Consider the following 16625-nt stretch of genomic DNA (forward strand, 5'->3'; position numbering starts at 1 on the left):
CAGGAGGACTCAGGAGGACTCAGGAAGTCACGAACCCGTCGAGCGTGCGCCCGAGGGCCCGCTCGAAAGCCGCTTCCATGTCGACGGGGCCGGCGCTCTGGGCGAACGCGGCGGCCAGGTGCGGGTAGTCGCCGGTCGAGATCCGGCCGACCAGGTACGCGGTCCGCGCGGCGAACTCCTGCTCCTCCGACCAGGGCAGCGAACGGGTCCGCTCGGCGGAGGCGATCTCGTTGGCCACGTAGAACGTCACGACGCCGGTGAGGGACGCGACGAGTTCCATCTTCGTCCCGGCCGGCAGGTCGACCGGTTCGAGGCAGGTCATGCAGTACTCCAGGTACCGCAGCGCGTTCGGGCTGAAGCCGTAGACGGGTGACATGAGCCGGGGCATCCACGGGTGGCGGATCATCAGGGCGCGGGCCTGCCGGGCGAGGGCGAGCAGGTCGGCGCGCCAGTCGCCGGTCGGCTCGGACAGGTCGTACTCGGCGCTCACCGCGTCGACCATCAGCTCGTAGAGGTCGCCCTTCCGCGGCACGTAGTTGTAGAGCGACATCGTGCCGAGGCCCAGCTCCCCGGCGATCCGCCGCATCGACACGGCGTCGATCCCGTCCGCGTCCGCGACGCGCACGGCGGCCGCCGCGATGTCCCCCCTGCTGTAGGCGGGTTTCGGGCCACGTCCCGCGCGCTCGGGGCGCGCCCAGATCACTTCGGGTTCGGCCGCTCGGCCCGTCATCGATCATCACCTCGCCCACCATCGTAGTTACGTACACCGTACGTAGTGCGCTACGGTGACCCCATGACTTCTACGTACGCCGTACTTAGTGAAGGTCTGGAGAAGCGATACGGCTCCGGGGACCAGGTGGTCCACGCCCTGCGGGGCCTCGATCTCGCCGTCGAGGAGGGCACGGTCTGCGGGCTGCTCGGGCCGAACGGCGCGGGCAAGACGACGGCCGTCCGGGTGCTCACCACCCTGCTGCGGCCCGACGCGGGGTCCGCGCGTGTCGCGGGCCACGACGTCTTGACCGAGGCGCCGGCCGTACGCCGCCGGATCGGCGTCACCGGGCAGTACGCGTCGGTCGACGGCGACCTCACCGGGCGCGAGAACCTGCGCCTGTTCGCCCGCCTCCTGCGGCTGCCGCGGAGCCGCGCCGACGAACTGCTCGACCGCTTCGGCCTCACCGCTGCGGCCGACCGCACGGCCCGCACGTACTCCGGCGGCATGCGCCGCCGCCTCGACCTCGCGGCGATCCTGCTCACGCGGCCCGCCGTGCTCTTCCTCGACGAGCCCACGACCGGCCTCGATCCGCACAGCAGGAGCGCCATCTGGGACGCGGTCCGCGAGCTGACCGGCCAGGGGACGACGGTGCTGCTCACCACGCAGTACCTGGAGGAGGCCGACCAGCTCGCCGACTCCGTGGTCCTGATCGACGGGGGCCGCGCCGCCCACCGTGGAACCCCCGCCGAACTCAAGGCGCAGACCGGCAGTTACGCGGAGGTGGTGGTCGCCGAGGACGCTGCCCTGCACGCCGCCGCCGTCGTTCTCGACCAGCTCACCGGCGTCCGGCCGATCCTCGACCCGGACCGCAGGGCGGTCGGCGTCGTCACCCTCGACCAGGCCCTCACCCTGCCCCGCATCGTCCGCGAGCTGGACGCGTCGGGCGTCCCGATCGTCGACGCGACCCTGCGCCCGCCGACGCTGGACGAGGCGTTCCTGCGCCTCACCGGCGGCCGGGAGCTCGTCGCATGACCGCGCCACCCACCGGCCCCAACTCCCCTTCGGAGGCGACCTGATGACCACCGCGCTCCTGTACGACGGCACGGCGATGCTCGGCCGGCACCTCCAGCGGATCCGGCACGCGCCCGCGATCCTCGTGATGACGCAGACGATGCCGATCGTCTTCCTGCTCTTCTTCGGATACGTCTTCGGCAGCGCCCTGGCGATGCCCGGCGCGGACTACCGCGCCTTCCTGGTGCCGGGCATGCTCGTGGCGACCGCGGCGAACGGGATCATGACCGGGATGTTCACGGCGGCCCAGGACTCGCACCGGGGCGTCATGGACCGCTTCCGTACGCTGCCGATGACCCGCGCGGCCGTGCCGCTCGGGCAGGCGGCGGCCGACATCGTGACGACGGCGGCCGGTCTCGTCCCGGTGCTCCTCGTCGGGCTCGCGATGGGCTGGCGGGTCGAGGGCGGCACACTCGAAGCGGCAGGCGCCTTCGGCCTGTTGCTGCTGTTCCGCTTCGCCTCGACGTGGGTCGGCATCCTGCTCGGGCTTCTCTCGCGCAGCGAGGAGGCGGCGGGCCAGCTCGGCGGCGCGACGTTCATGCTCCCGCTGCTGTCGAACGCGTACATCCCGACGGCGGGCTTCCCCGGCTGGGTGCGCGTGCTCGCCGAGTGGAACCCGATCAGCGCGGTCGCCACGGCCGTACGCGACCTGTTCGGCAACGCCCCCGTGCCCGGCGGCTCCTCCTGGCCGGTGGCGCACCCGGTGGCGGGCTCGCTCGCCTGGTGCGCGGTGCTGCTCGCGGTGTGCGTGCCGCTCGCGGTCCGCCGGTACACGACCGGCGGACGCTGAGCGACCTGCGGGCCGGTCTACTTCTGCGGAGCCAGCTCGGGTCCCAAGGAGGAGAACTTCTCGTTCGAGACGACCCGCCGGGGCGGCCAGGTGATGTTCTTCGGGGGCCACTTCTGGCCCGTCTTCGCCAGGAACCACTGCGGGGGCTCGTACATGGGCGGCTCGTAGCCGTCCGGCAGAGCCGTCTTCCACTCCAGGCCCTTGGTGCGCTCCTTGAACTCGTCCTTGAGGGCCTTGAGCCGCTCGGGCTGCGTGATCAGGTCGACCGCCGTCGCCGCCAGGTACTTCGCGGCGGCGATCACCGCGGCCTGGCCAGGTGCCGCGGCGGCGCACGCCGCGGTGGACCAGGTGTGGAACTTGCCGCCGATCGGGGCGAGCGCGGCGCCCATCGAGACGGTCGGAACGTTCCAGCTGATGTCGGCGACGTCCGTCGAACCGCCGCCCAGGAAAACGGGGTTGGGCGGGGTCAGTTCGGCGACCTTGTCGTGCATGCCGACCTCGGGAAGCCCCAGGGACTTCTGCAGGTCCTTCGCCAGCTGGTGCGCCTCCGCGGTGAACGCGGGCGGGCCGATCTGCCGCATGTTGTCGTACAGCAGTTCCGCGGCGGCCTTGTTGGGCAGTTGGTTCCAGCAGGCGGAGGTGATGCGGTGCTGCACCTTCGTCTGCGAGGCCTTGGCGGCGGCCTCGGAGATCGCGATCACCTTGTCGAGCAGCACCTGGACGCGGGCCGTGCTCCCCTCGCGCACGTAGTAGGAGATCTCGGCGATCTCCGGGGTCACGTTCGGGATGTCGCCGCCGTTGTTGATGACCCAGTGCAGGCGCGCGGCCGGAGCCATGTTCTCCTCGCGCAGGAACTCCGACATCGTCGCCATCATCACGGCGGCGTCCAGTGCCGACTTGTTGCCGAGCGGGGTGCCGCCGTGGCCCGCGACGCCCAGGAAGGTGAAGGTGACCGCGGTCATGGCGTTGCTGGTGCCCCAGCCGGTGGCGTTGGCGGTGGAGGGGTGCCAGTCGAGGAACGCGTCCAGTCCGTCGTACACACCCTTGCTGACCGCGTACGTCTTGCCGATCAGCGCCTCCTCGGCCGTGGAGCCGAAGAACTTCACCGTGACCGGCAGCTTGTGCTTCTTCGCGGCCTGCGCGACCGCGGCCGCCGCTGCCGCCGCCGCGGTACCGAGGGCGCTGTGCCCGCAGCCGTGGCCGGGCCCGTAGCTCGGGGAGAACGGGTCGTGGATGTACTCGCGCGGATCGTGGTGACCGACGCCCTTGTTCTGGGACAGTCCGGGCAGCGCGTCGTACTCGCCGCTGAAGCCGAGGACCGGGCCGCCGCTGCCGTACGAGAAGGTCGCCGTGAACGCGGTCGGGAAGCCGGCCGTTCCGAACTTGACGTCGAATCCCGCCTTCTCGAGGAATCCGGCCTCGGCGATCGAGGAGTTCCACTCGCGCAGCGACAGCTCCGCGTTCTCCCAGATCTCCTCGTTCAGGCCCGTGATGCGGGAGGAGTTGGAGGTGATCCAGCCCAGTGCGGAGGACTTGGCCGGACTGTCCTCGGCGAGGCCCTCGGGCGCCTTGTACGCACCGGCCTCCTCGACTATGGAGTCGGCGGCCGCGGCCATCGCCGGGTCGGCCTCGGCGGTCATGGCGGCGGTCACTCCGGCCGCGCCGAGGAGTTGCATGATGCGTCGCCTGCTGAGCTGCGGGCCGGCGGCGGTCTGGGCCGTCCCGTGCTCATGCTCGTGCTCGTGCTCGTGCTGGTCGTGCAGGTCACACACGCGCCTACCTCCGGGGGTGAGGTTTCCGTGTACAGGCCAAACGATCAGGATCAGGCGCAACATTGGCCCCGGAACATTGCCCCGTCAACATCCGTGCATGACAAAGCTGTTACGCACCGGACATGGACGACTGCGCGCGGCGATGCCTGTGGGGGTGTCAGCAGGCCCCGGAACGACGGAAAACCGACCGTGCGGAGGGCACGCGTCGGCTGCGAAAGGTGACGTACGGCGGCGCAAGGGTGACGGGGATGAACGGCGGCGCACCGGGAGCGGGGAGGGTGCGGCTCAGATGCCGTGTCGGCGCGCGTCAGGGCCGTTTCGGTGCCGGGCGGTCCGATGGGGAGAGCGGTGCCGGGGCGGCAGGGGGTTTCTGTCCCGCGTCAGGCGAACACACCTGGATGACGCCGCGTGCCGTGGGGATGACGGTCGCGGAGTTCGCGGCGCTGTGCCGGTACGGCATGGTCGCCTGAGCGCGGAACCGGGCTGTGCCGGTGATGACCGCCTGTCAGCGGCGGCCGCCGAACAGCGAGCGGCGCAGTCGCCGCAGTGGTGCGAAGAGCGAGACCCGGCTCACTCGCGCGCCCCTGCTGCTGCGCTCGTGCGCGACGTCACGCGAGGTGAGCTCACGCATCAGCGACGTCGCCTCGGCCGCCTCGCGCTGCGGGACGGCGGGACCGCCCAGCACCGAGAGATGGCGGTCGAGACGCGAGCTGGTCGCGCTGCTCCCGCAGGTGATCGCAGGCACACGTGGCCTGCTGCGCACTGTTATCTGTTCCATGTCACTCCCCACCCGTACGAGGGCACCCGGCCCGGGCAGGTTAACCCTATCGCCCCGCCGTGACACTCGTGTATCCCGGTCACAGGATTCACCTCCCCTATAAGGAGGTTGACGATTACTCACCGAATCCAACTGATTCCAGGGCGAGTTGGACATGGCGGTCAGGTACGGGCACGTCCGGAACGTGGGCGATCTCACGGACACTGGGCTAGCTTTGTGGAGAATCGCACCGCTACGGATGGGGGTCGCCCGTGAGCGAGAATCCGGGCCGTCGAGAGACCGGCGAAGCGCGTGTGATCGCGGGGCGCTACCGGCTGCTGAGCCCTCTGGGCGAGGGCGGTATGGGCACCGTCTGGCGCGCCCGCGACGAGGTCCTGGGCCGCGAGGTCGCCGTCAAGGAGGTGCGCGCCCCGGCCGGGCTCCCGACGAGCGAGGTCGACCGGATGTACGCGCGCCTGGAGCGGGAGGCCTGGGCAGCGGCCCGCATCTCGCACCGGAACGTGGTCACCGTGTACGACGTGGCGACCGAGGAGGGCCGCCCCTGGATCGTGATGGAACTGGTGCGCGGACTGTCCCTCTCCGACCTCCTGGACGCCGAGGGGCCGCTGCCCCCGCGCCGCGCCGCGCACATCGGGGCCGAGGTGGTCTCCGCGCTGCGCGCCGCGCACGAGGCGGGCGTCCTGCACCGGGACGTGAAGCCGGGCAACGTACTGATCGCGAACGACGGACGCGTCGTCCTGACGGACTTCGGCATCGCCACGGTCGAGGGCACGTCGGCGATCACGATGACGGGCGAGGTGATCGGCTCGCCCGAATTCCTGGCTCCGGAACGGGCGTTGGGACGCACGCCGGGTCCCGAGTCCGATCTGTGGTCGCTCGGGGTCCTGCTGTACGCGGCCGTCGAGGGTCAGTCGCCGTTCCGGCAGGAGACGCCGCTGAACACGCTACGGGCGGTCGTGGACGAGGAACTGCCGCCCGCCCACCGCGCGGGCCCGCTGGCGCCCGTCATCGAGGGGCTGCTGCGCAAGGATCCGGCCGAGCGGACGCCGGCGGCCGACTCCGAGCGCGCTCTGCGGCTGGTGGGCTCGGGGGGCACGCCCCGCGCGGGTACGGTTCTGGCGTCCCCGGAGTCGATGCCGACGCAGACGTCGTGGCAGGGAACGCCGCCGACTCCCGTGCCTGCCGGATCCACCGCGGGGCAGGGCGCGACGCCCTCCCCGGATCCGGCCACGACGCATCCGGAACGCCCCCGCCGCTCCGTCGCCGTCCTGCTCGCCGGCGTCGTGGCCCTGCTCCTGGCGCTCGGCGGCCTCACGTACGCGCTGATGAACCGCGGCGACGGGAACGACAACTCCGGGGACGACGGCGCGAGTTCCGGCGGAAGCACCGCCTCCGCCCCGCGCAGCCCGTCGGACGATGATTCGAAGGGTGGCGGAGCCGGATCGCCCAGCGTCGACGACAGCAGCAAGGGCGGCAGCGGAGAGCACTCGACGCCGCCACAGCAGCAGTCCGTGCGCGTCAGCGTCTCCGCGGTGCGCGGGAGTTACAGCGGTACCTGTCCGCCGCCGGGAGGGCAGGCTCCGGCCTTCAGGGCGACCTTCACGGTGGGCCGCGTGCCCGTCGACGTCCAGTACCGCTGGGTGACGGAGAGCGGCGAGTCGAGCGACCCGGGGTGGAAGACGCTCAGTTTCACGTCCGGCGGTCCGAAGACCAGGTCGGTCGACCATGTCGAGACGGGCCACACGGACGGGGCCACGCTCCACAACCAGGTGAGTGTGGAGGTGCGCGCCCCCGTCCGTGCCACGTCGAACTCGGTGGCGTACTCGGTGACGTGCGCGACGGAGTCCCCTACGGGCGGGACCTCCCCCTCGCCTTCATCGTCGTACTAGGTCCGCAGAATGCGCAGAAGAACAGGTGGTACTAGGCGGCCGCGCTGAACACGGGGAGGTAGCCGCCGGACTGGCCGGCCGCGGTGGGGTGGTAGGACTCGCCGGGGTCCAGCCAGTTGACGCTGTGCAGCCAGGCGCTGCCCGAGCAGATCTCGTGACCGGTGAAGGTCGAGGTCACGTTGCCGAACGCGAAGCCGTGGTCGGCGGCCCGCTTGGCGGTGGTGGAGTTGATCAGGTCGGCCGCGCCGTTGATCGCGGCGCGCTCGGTCTCGGTCAGGCCCGCGATGCAGGAGCCGTTGAGCTGGTAGAAGCGCGGGTAGCCGAGGACGACGACATGGGCGGCCGGTGCCCTCGCGGTGATCGCGGAGTACACCGAGTCGAGCTGGCCGGGCAGGGTGTTCTGGACGTACGCCTTTGCCTGGTTGACGCGGGCGACACAGGTCGACTCGGACTGCAGGACGCAGGTGGTCATGACGTCCGCGAAGCCCGCGTCGTTGCCGCCGATCGACAGTGAGACGAGGCCGGTGCCGGGGCCGAGCGGGCCCAGCTGTCCGGCGAGGACATCACCCGTACGAGCGCCCGAGCAGGCGGTGAAGCTGAAGCTCGAGGGTGAGTGGGCGGCCGCCCAGAGTGCGGGATAGGCCTTCGTGCTGCGCTTGCAGGAGCCGCTGGAGCTGTCGTAGCTGCCGGCACCCACGCCGGACGAGTACGAGTCGCCGAGGGCCACATAGCCCGTGGCCGCCGCCTGTTCGGATGCCTGGGCCGCTGTCGCTCCGGTGAGGGCGACGCCGACCGCGAAGAGGATTGAGGTCACGTACGCCGTAATTCGGAAACGTCTCATGAAAACCTCCGTTAGCAGGATCTCTGCCACAACTGTGGTAGCACGCCCCACAGTTCACGGGAAGTGTCCATGTCAACCTTTTCCCGTACGCCTCACGAGAGTTCGCCCGACGTTCGATTACAGGTACATGTCAGGCCTATGACATACCCTCAACTTCCTTGCGCTACGCCCGTAGACCGGCCAATCCCAACCGCACCTGCATGAGCGTGAGTTGCCCCGTGGCACACCAGGCCTCCAGGGAACGTGCGTAGGACATCTGCACGCTCCCTCCGCACCTTGACTGGGGCCCGGGGACTGCGCGACATTGAAGCCCGGCATCCGGCGCTTCGGGGGGCAAAGTCGCCAATGCAGACCATCGGCATCAAGCCACCGTCATCAGACAGAGCACCGTCACCTGCGCAGTGGGGACGCAGCAGGGACGTATCGCCCCTGGCGGCAGGGGCGGCCGCCGCCGTCGCGGGGGTCGGCGCGGTACTGGCGCTCGCGGACATCTCGTCGCCGCTGCGCGGCCCGTTGACGCTCTTCTTCCTGCTCGCGGCGCCGGGCGCCGCGATCGGTGCGGCGCTGCGCGGACTCGATCCGTGGGGCCGCTGGATCTCCGCCGTCGCGGGAGCGGTCGCGCTCGACCTGCTCGTGGCCGAGGCCATGCTCGCCACGCACCGCTGGTCGGTGACCGGCGGGGTCGTCACGATCGCGGTGATCAGCGTCGTCGGCCTGCTCGCACCCATGGTCCCCGCGCGGCGGCTGCTCGGCCGCGCACCGGGAAGGCGGGACTCCTGAAGTGGACATCACCCTGCACCGGCCCGGTGAGCTGACCGCCGCCGACCGGGCCGCCTGGACCGCCATGCAGTCCAAGGCGCATCTGCACGGCACGCCCGAGCTGGCGAACCCTTTCCTCTCCCCCGAGTTCACCCTGGCGATGGGCCGCTGCCGGCGCGGGGTGCGGATCGCCGTCGTGCGCGAGGAGGGCGAACCCGCGGCGTTCTTCCCGTTCCAGAGATCTTTGACCGGCGTCGGCAGAGCCGTCGGCCTCGGCGTCTCCGACAGCCAGGGCCTGGTGCACAGACCCGGCTTCGAGTGGAACGCCCGTGACCTGCTGCGGGCCTGCGGACTCTCGGTGTGGGAGTTCGACCACCTGGCGGGAGGCCAGGAGCCGTTCGAGGCGGAGGCCTCCGGCAGCTTCCCTTCCCCGGTCATGGACGTCGACCAGGGGTACGAGACGTATCTGCGCCAACTGCGGGAGCGGTCGCCCAAGTTCACCAGGACGACGCTGGCCAAGGACCGCAAGCTGGGCCGGGACGCCGGCAAGGTGCGCTACGTGCACGACGAGCGCGACCCGCGGGCCCTGGCGACGCTGATGGAGTGGAAGTCGGCCCAGTACCGCAGGACCGGCCGCAGCGACCGCTTCTCGCACGCCTGGATCACCCGCCTCGTGCAGCAGCTCTTCCACACCTCTTCGGAGCCGTTCGCCGGGATCCTGTCGGTCCTGTACGCGGGCGGGCAGCCGGTCGCCGCGCATTTCGGGCTCCGCTCGGAGCGCGTGCTCGCCTGCTGGTTCCCGGCCTACGACCCGGCGTTCGCGAAGTTCTCGCCCGGGCTGATCCTGCATCTGCGCATGGCCGAGGCGGCCGCCGCCGACGGCATCGCCTATCTGGATCTCGGCCGCGGCCAGAAGGAATACAAGGACTCCCTCAAGACACGGGAACTGACCGTGCACGAGGGTTGGGTGACGCGCCGTCATCCGGTCGCTCTCGGACACCGGGCGCGGCGCGCTCCGGTCCGGGCGCTGCGTAACACCGTGCTGTCCCGGCCCGAGTTCTTCGAGCCGGCCGACAAACTCCTGAGACGGATGGGGAAAATCCGTTCGGGGAGTTGAGGGCGAAAGTCAGGCAAAGGTCAAAACAACAGGAAAGTGAGGCCTGGGTACAGGTCTTGCCATACGGTCTCAACCATCAATACCGTCATACATCCACCCGCATCGGACCATCAACGCAATAGCGATCAAGGGGAGGGCTCGAGATCGCGATGGTCGGGCGCGGGGCGCGGTAGGGGGGTGCCGTGCTCGGTGACCGCAATTCAGCCGAGTCGCGTGCCGCGTGGCCGATTTAGTCGATCGGTCTATTTTGCCAGCTCACACGGCCTGCACAGAGCTCCATTCGTCATGGCCGTAAGTGAGAACCCCCCTTTCGAACCGGACAGACCACCGGACGAGAGGGACCAGACTCATGAGTTCTTTTGTGCGTCCTGCGATAGCCAGCCAGTACAGGGCGATCTCGACCCATCTCGCGATTGCGCCGCCGGTGAGCGTCGTGATCCCCGCCATGAATGAGGCGGAAAATCTTCCGTACGTCTTCAAGACCCTTCCCGACTGGATCCACGAAGTGGTTCTCGTCGACGGCAATTCCACCGACAACACGGTGGAAGTGGCCCGCGAACTGTGGCCCGACGTGGTCGTCGTCCCGCAGCGTGGCAAGGGCAAGGGCGACGCCCTGATCACGGGCTTCGAGGCGTGCACCGGGGACATCATCGTGATGGTCGACGCGGACGGTTCCGCGGACGGCCAGGAGATCGTCTCCTACGTCTCCGCCCTGGTCTCGGGCGCCGACTTCGCCAAAGGCTCCCGCTTCGCCAACGGCGGCGGCACCGACGACATGACGCCGATCCGCAAGCTCGGCAACTGGGCGCTGTGCACGGTCGTCAACAAGAAGTTCGGCGCCCGCTACACCGACCTGTGCTACGGCTACAACGCGTTCTGGAGGCACTGCCTGGACCAGATCGACCTCGACTGCACCGGCTTCGAGGTCGAGACCCTGATGAACATCCGGGTCGTCAAGGCCGGCCTCAAGGTCCAGGAGATCCCGAGCCACGAATACCTGCGGATCCACGGCGCGAGCAACCTGCGGGCCGTGCGGGACGGGCTCCGGGTCCTCAAGGTGATCGTCAAGGAGCGCTCGACCCGGCGCGCCCAGCGACGCCGCCGGACGCAGGCGGCCATGCTCAACACGGGCCGGGGAGAGGTGTCTTGAGCGCTCACGGCCCGCACGGCGGCGTGTCCGTCGTGATCTGCGTCTACACCGAGGACCGCTGGGAGGACATCCTCGCGGCGGTCTCCTCGGTGCGGGCGCAGTCGCTGCCGGCGCTCGAGACGCTGCTGGTGGTCGACCACAACCCGGCTCTCCTGGAGCGTCTCGGCAAGGAGTTCAAGGAGTCCGAAGACGTCCGCGTGCTCGCCAACGCGGGCCCCCGCGGCCTGTCCGCAGGACGCAACACGGGCATCGCCGTCTCGCGCGGCGGGATCATCGCGTTCCTCGACGACGACGCGGTCGCGGAGCGGGACTGGCTGCGTCACTTCACCGCCGGTTACGACGATCCCCTGGTCATGGCGGTGGGCGGCCGCACGGAACCCGTCTGGTCCTCGGGCCGCCGCCCCGCGTGGTTCCCCGAGGAGTTCGACTGGGTCGTCGGCTGTACGTACAAGGGGCTGCCGCGCGGGAAGGTGCGGGTGCGCAATGTGCTCGGCGGCAACGCCTCCTTCCGGCGGTCCGCGTTCGACGCGGCGGGCGGCTTCGCGACGGGCATCGGCCGCGACGGCGACAAGCGGCCGCTGGGCTGTGAGGAGACGGAGCTGTGCATCCGGCTCACCCGCGCCAGACCGGACGCGGTGCTCCTGATCGACGACCGCGCGGTGATCCACCACCGGGTCCCCGCGGGCCGCGAGCGCTTCGCCTACTTCCGCACCCGGGCCTACGCGGAGGGGCTTTCCAAGGCGCTGGTCGCGCAGAGCGTGGGAGCGGACAAGGGCCTCGAGTCCGAGCGGCGCTACGCCACGCGGGTCCTGCCGGCCGGAGTGGCGCGCGGGGTACGGGACTTCGTCCTCGCGCGGCCGGGGGGCGCGGGGCGGGCCGGGGCGATCGTGGCCGGAGTCCTCACGACGGCCGGCGGGTACGCGCTCGGCAGTTTCCGGGCGCGCAGGACGGGCGCGACGTTCTCGGTCGTGGAGATCGGGGCCGCCGAGGGGGGTGGTGGGCCGTCATGAGTACGCCCGTGCCCATCCTCATGTACCACTCGGTGGCGCGTGAGCCGAACGACGCGACGCGTGAGCTGTCGGTGACGCCCGAGGCGTTCGCCGAACAGCTCGCGGCCGTCGCCGATCTCGGCCTCACTCCCCTGACGACCGCCGAGCTCGCCGCGATCTGGCGCTCACCGGGGCGCGCCCTGCCCGAGCGGCCCGTCCTCATCACCTTCGACGACGGCTACGAGGGCGTGCACCGCCACGCGCTCCCCGTCCTCGCCAAGCACGGCTTCCGGTCGACGCTGTTCGTGTCGACGGGCTGGCTGCGCGGGGCGTACGACACCGGGGGCGGGCTCGACACGATGCTCGGCTGGGACGAGGTACGCGCGCTCGCCGGTGCCGGGACGGAGATCGGCGGGCACAGCCACACGCATCCGCAGCTCGACCAGCTCGACGACGACGCGCTCGGGTTCGAGCTGCTGCGCTGCAGGGAGATCGTCGCCGACGAACTCGGCGCGGTGCCGAAGTCGTTCGCGTATCCGTACGGCTACTCCAGCCGGCGGGTGCGCGCCGCCGTACGGAGGGCCGGGTTCGCCCAGTCCCTGGCGGTCGGCAACGGCCTGGCCCGGCGGCGGCAGGGCCCGTACGCCCTCCAGCGCGTCACCGTGCGCCGCGCGACCGGCATCGAGGAGTTCACACGGCTCGTGGAGGGCCGCGCGATCGCCCGCAATTTCGCGAGGGACCGTGCCCTCACCAAGGGGTACGCCCTCGTCCGCAGAGCCCGACAGGTCCGCCGGAAGGCAATCCGAACCCGTGTCTGACACGACCACCGCCCAGGCCGCCACGACCACACCGACGACCGAACCCCAGCAGCCGGCCGGCCGCAAACTGCGGCTGCCCGGCATGGGCAAGGGCGGCAAGGGCAACAAGGGACCCATGGGGTCGGGGGGCGGGAACCAGCTGTTCCGCAACGCCTATGCCCTGATGCTCAACACCGGCATCTCCGGGGTGCTCGGCGTCGGCTTCTGGCTCGCCGCCGCCCGCTACTACTCGGCGGACTCGGTGGGCCAGGGCTCGGCGGCCATCGCGGCGATGAAGTTCCTCGCGGGGCTGACCGCGGTGACTCTGACGGGCGCGCTGGCCCGCTTCATCCCGATCGCGGGACGGCGCACCGGCAGCTTCATCTTCCGTACGTACGCGGGGAGTTCGCTCGCCGTCGCGTGCGCGGCGCTGGTCTTCCTGCTGACGCTGGACGTCTGGGGGCCGTCGTACCGGTTCCTGCACGGTCCGGTCAACGGGCTCGGGTTCATCGCCGCCGTGGTCGCCTGGTCGCTGCTCACGCTCCAGGACGGCGTGCTGACCGGGCTGCGCAGCGCGCTGTGGGTGCCGGTCGGCAACACCGTCTTCTCCACGGTCAAGCTGGGCCTGCTCATCGCGTTCGCCGTGGCGATCCCCACGACCGGCGTGTTCGTGTCGTGGGTCGTGGCCATCGCGACGTCCGTGATCCCGCTGGGCTGGCTGGTGTTCCGGCGCCTGGTGCCGCGGCACGTGGAGCTCACGGCGCACCGCACGAACCCGCCGACGCTGCGCGAGGTGGGCCGCTTCCTGGCGGGCGACTACACGGGCTCCCTGTTCTCGCTCGCCGTCGTCTATCTCGTCCCGGTCCTGATCGCCTCACAGGTCAGCTCCGCCGACAACGCGTACTTCTACATCACCACCACCATCGGCGGCACCGTCAACCTGCTCGCCATCAACATGGGCGCCTCACTGACGGTGGAGGGCTCGCACGACCCCGCGCAGCTCGCGGCGAACACCCGGGCCGCGCTGCGCCGGATGGCGCGGATCATGCTGCCGATCTGCGGGCTGCTGTTCCTCGCGGCGCCGCTGGTCCTGCACGTCTTCGGCGACGACTACGCGCACGCGGCGACGCCGCTGCTGCGCTGGTTCGCGGTCGGCGCGGCCCTGCGCGTGGTCATGGAGACGTACTTCGCGGTGCTGCGCGCGCAGAGCCGTACGGCCGGACTCGCCTGGCTGCAGGGCCTGTTGTGTGTCCTGGTCCTCGGTCTGACGCTGCTCCTCCTGCCCCGGATGGGCCTGACGGGCGCGGGCGTCGCGGAGATCTCCAGCCTGGCCGTGATCGTGGCGCTCGCCGCGCCGAAGCTGTACCGGATCGTGCGGACCGCTCCCCCGGCGCCGGTCGTCGTGGGGGCCCCGGACGGCGATCTGGCCGACCTCGGCACCCCGGACGTGACCACGGGGGCCAAGCGGCAGGGTCCCGGGCAGGCGCTGCGCGGCACGCTCGACTCCGACACACTGCACCTCGCGGTGCAGCTCAATCTGGACCATCAGGAGCGGCGCCCCGACGTGCGGCCGGGGCCCGCGACACCCGCGCACGGGACGCCGGCGGCGGGGGGCGGGGAGGACGACATGGGGCACCGGCCGACCTGGGCACTGAAGTCCCCACCGCCACCGGCGCCGAGACCGCCCGCCGAGCCGGACCCGAACCCGGAGCCGGAGCCGGACTCTGCCTCTGCCTCTGCCTCTGCCTCTGCCACATCCGAGACTTCTGCCACGTCGGAGGCTTCTGACGCCTCAGCCATCGGTGGCACCTCAGGCATCGCCGGGGCCTCGGGCATCGATGGCAGCTCTGACACGTCGGGCACCTTTGACACCGCGGTTCTCGCCCCGCCCGCCACGCCCGCGCCCGAACCCCGGACCCTTCGGGACCGGCTCGCGCCGCTGAGCCCGCGCGTCGTCGTCCTGGCGCTCCTGCTCGTCGCCGCGCTCGGGCTGTACTGGGGACCCGTACTGGGCCTGGGCGACGGCGATCTCGACGCGATGGACGGACTCGGGCTCATCTCGGTGCTGCCGCCCGCGACCCTGCTCGGCGCGGCACTCCTGATCGTGGTGTTCGCGTCCCTCCTGTGGCTCGAACGCCCGCACAAATGGCTGCTGTTGCTGACGCTGCTCGCCACGGTCGCCTCGCTGCACGCCCTGCCCGCCGTGATCGAGGCCGAGCCGCGGTTCGCGACGGCATGGCAGCACCTGGGCTTCATGGAGTACATCGACAGGACCGGCTCGGCGGTGCCCGACCTGGACGCGCGCTGGAGCTGGCCGGGGTTCTTCGCCGCCGCGACGTTCGTCGCCAAGGCGTGCGGTGTCACGGACATGACCGAGGTCATCCGCTGGTGGCCGCTCGCCATGCAACTGCTCTACCTGGCGCCCATGTTCCTGCTGACGCGCTCGATGCGGGCGAGCTGGCGCGCCCGGTGGACCGGGCTGTGGATCTTCGTGCTCAGCGGCTGGGTCGGCCAGGACTACTTCTCCCCGCAGGGCTTCACGTACCTCCTCTACCTGGCCTTCGTCGCCATCCTGCTGGTGTGGTTCCGGGCGCCTCGGGTGCTGTGGACCAAGCGGCGGCCCGGCGAGCTGGAGGTCGAGCCCACCGACCGGCGGCAGCGGGCGGTGCTGCTGCTCGTCCTGATCGGCCTGTTCGCGGCGACGGTCCCGGCTCATCAACTCACCCCGTTCGTGATGCTCGGGGTCCTCGCGGTCCTGGTGCTCGTGGGCCGCTCCGAGCTGCGCGGCCTGCCGATCCTGTTCGCGGTCCTGGTCGCCGTCTGGGTCTCGTTCCTCGCGGAGCCGTACTGGTCGGGCCACTTCGACGAGTTGTTCGGCGGGCTCGGTGGCGTCGGCGGCAATGTGTCGTCGTCGGTCTCCGGGCGTATCCAGGGCGGCAGTTCGGCCCACAAACTCGTCCTCTACGCGCGCGTGCTGCTCGCCGGCGGTGTGATGGCGTTCGCGTGCTGGGGCTGGTGGCGGCGGCGCGACGCCAAGTACCGGGAGCGCTCTCTCCTCGTCCTCACGTTCGTCCCGTTCCTGGGCTTCGGCATGCAGTCGTACGGCGGCGAGATGGCGCTGCGCGTCTTCATGTTCGCGCTGCCGGGCGCCGCGCTGCTCGCCGGGCTCGCGCTGTTCCCGCGCACCGGGATCACCGCGAAGGAACGCGACCGCGACCGGGTGAGCCTCGCGCCGCTCGCCGCGCTGCTGGCCGGCCTGATCCTCATGGGCGGCTTCCTCGTGGCGCGCTGGGGCAACGAGCCGTTCGAGCGGATCAGGCCGGGCGAGGTCGCGGCGATGGACTACGTCTACGCGCACGACGACCCGACGGTCCGCCTTCTGTGGATGAGCAACGACACCGTCGACAACGTCACGCCCGCGATGCCGTGGGGCACGCGTGACATGGAGAAGGTGCAGTACGTTCCCACGCTCGCGCCCGTCGACCCTGTCCTCGTCTCCAGCCTGGTGAAGGCGCTCAAGGACGCGGGCCCGAACTCGTACCTCATGATCAACAAGAGTCAGGTCGTCTATCTGCAGATGGACGTCGGCTACTCGAAGACCTGGGAGACGCGGCTCATCCGCAACCTCGACGACCGTCAGGAGCTGTCGAAGGTCCTCGTCAACGGCGACGTCACGATGTACACGCTGCGCAAGCAGCCGAGCGGTGACGTCCCGAAGGCCCAACCGGGACCGATCGGCCCGCAGATCACCTGGACCCCGTGGTCCGTGGTGGGCGGGCTCGCGGCCGTCGCCCTGGTACTGCTGCTCGGGGCGCGCGAGATCGTGCGGGTGGCGGTACGGCCGGGGGTGCGGCACCTGCGCTGGCTGCAGAGCAGCTTCTGGTTCTCGCTGCCCCTGCTGGCGGTGCTGCTCGCGTCCATCCTCCAGAGGTTCCTGACGATGGCGTAGGCCCCGCGGGT

The 16625-nt window shown here is 70.8% G+C and carries 13 protein-coding genes; 9 read left to right on the forward strand and 4 right to left on the reverse strand.

Annotation, left to right across the window (positions count from 1 at the left end; translation table 11 throughout):
• Window positions 1-19: 19 nt before the first annotated feature.
• Window positions 20-730, reverse strand: coding sequence for a TetR/AcrR family transcriptional regulator (locus tag LGI35_RS12055; RefSeq protein WP_227293869.1), 711 nt, complete (start codon window positions 728-730; stop codon window positions 20-22).
• A gap of 63 nt (window positions 731-793) precedes the next feature.
• Between LGI35_RS12055 and LGI35_RS12060 the strand changes: the two genes are divergently transcribed.
• Window positions 794-1744 (forward strand): ATP-binding cassette domain-containing protein, encoded by a 951-nt coding sequence (locus LGI35_RS12060; RefSeq protein ID WP_227293870.1) that lies wholly within the window; start codon window positions 794-796, stop codon window positions 1742-1744.
• A 43-nt stretch (window positions 1745-1787) separates the two neighbouring features.
• The gene (locus tag LGI35_RS12065) at window positions 1788-2573 is read left to right on the forward strand and encodes an ABC transporter permease (RefSeq protein WP_227293871.1); all 786 of its coding nucleotides are present in this window, start codon (window positions 1788-1790) and stop codon (window positions 2571-2573) included.
• Between the two features lie 17 nt (window positions 2574-2590).
• Here LGI35_RS12065 and LGI35_RS12070 read toward each other — a convergent pair whose 3' ends face one another.
• On the reverse strand, window positions 2591-4345 hold the full coding sequence (locus LGI35_RS12070) for an amidohydrolase (RefSeq protein ID WP_227293872.1): 1755 nt from the start codon (window positions 4343-4345) through the stop codon (window positions 2591-2593).
• Window positions 4346-4850: 505 nt separating this feature from the next.
• On the reverse strand, window positions 4851-5123 hold the full coding sequence (locus tag LGI35_RS12075; protein ID WP_116502944.1) for a hypothetical protein: 273 nt from the start codon (window positions 5121-5123) through the stop codon (window positions 4851-4853).
• Window positions 5124-5464: 341 nt separating this feature from the next.
• Here LGI35_RS12075 and LGI35_RS12080 point away from each other — a divergent pair, with 341 nt between their 5' ends.
• On the forward strand, window positions 5465-7012 hold the full coding sequence (locus LGI35_RS12080; protein ID WP_264484722.1) for a serine/threonine-protein kinase: 1548 nt from the start codon (window positions 5465-5467) through the stop codon (window positions 7010-7012).
• Between the two features lie 31 nt (window positions 7013-7043).
• Here LGI35_RS12080 and LGI35_RS12085 read toward each other — a convergent pair whose 3' ends face one another.
• On the reverse strand, window positions 7044-7853 hold the full coding sequence (locus LGI35_RS12085; protein WP_227293873.1) for an SGNH/GDSL hydrolase family protein: 810 nt from the start codon (window positions 7851-7853) through the stop codon (window positions 7044-7046).
• Between the two features lie 345 nt (window positions 7854-8198).
• Here LGI35_RS12085 and LGI35_RS12090 point away from each other — a divergent pair, with 345 nt between their 5' ends.
• The 6 genes from LGI35_RS12090 (at window position 8199) to LGI35_RS12115 (ending at window position 16614) form a co-directional block, all read left to right on the forward strand.
• Complete coding sequence (locus LGI35_RS12090) at window positions 8199-8633, forward strand: hypothetical protein (RefSeq protein WP_227293874.1); 435 nt, start codon at window positions 8199-8201, stop codon at window positions 8631-8633.
• Between the two features lies 1 nt (window position 8634).
• Window positions 8635-9729 carry a GNAT family N-acetyltransferase gene (locus LGI35_RS12095; protein ID WP_227293875.1) on the forward strand — a complete coding sequence of 365 codons (1095 nt, stop codon included), beginning with the start codon at window positions 8635-8637 and terminating at the stop codon, window positions 9727-9729.
• Between the two features lie 349 nt (window positions 9730-10078).
• Window positions 10079-10879 carry a glycosyltransferase family 2 protein gene (locus tag LGI35_RS12100; protein WP_227293876.1) on the forward strand — a complete coding sequence of 267 codons (801 nt, stop codon included), beginning with the start codon at window positions 10079-10081 and terminating at the stop codon, window positions 10877-10879.
• Window positions 10876-11889, forward strand: a complete 1014-nt coding sequence (locus LGI35_RS12105; protein ID WP_227293877.1) for a glycosyltransferase family 2 protein — start codon at window positions 10876-10878, stop codon at window positions 11887-11889. Before LGI35_RS12100 ends, LGI35_RS12105 begins: the two co-directional genes overlap by 4 nt.
• Complete coding sequence (locus LGI35_RS12110) at window positions 11886-12686, forward strand: polysaccharide deacetylase family protein (RefSeq protein ID WP_227293878.1); 801 nt, start codon at window positions 11886-11888, stop codon at window positions 12684-12686. The genes LGI35_RS12105 and LGI35_RS12110 overlap by 4 nt, the downstream gene beginning before the upstream one ends.
• Complete coding sequence (locus LGI35_RS12115; RefSeq protein ID WP_423835702.1) at window positions 12679-16614, forward strand: lipopolysaccharide biosynthesis protein; 3936 nt, start codon at window positions 12679-12681, stop codon at window positions 16612-16614. The genes LGI35_RS12110 and LGI35_RS12115 overlap by 8 nt, the downstream gene beginning before the upstream one ends.
• The last annotated feature ends 11 nt before the right edge of the window (window positions 16615-16625 follow it).

Source organism: Streptomyces longhuiensis (assembly GCF_020616555.1).
Lineage (GTDB): Bacteria > Actinomycetota > Actinomycetes > Streptomycetales > Streptomycetaceae > Streptomyces > Streptomyces longhuiensis.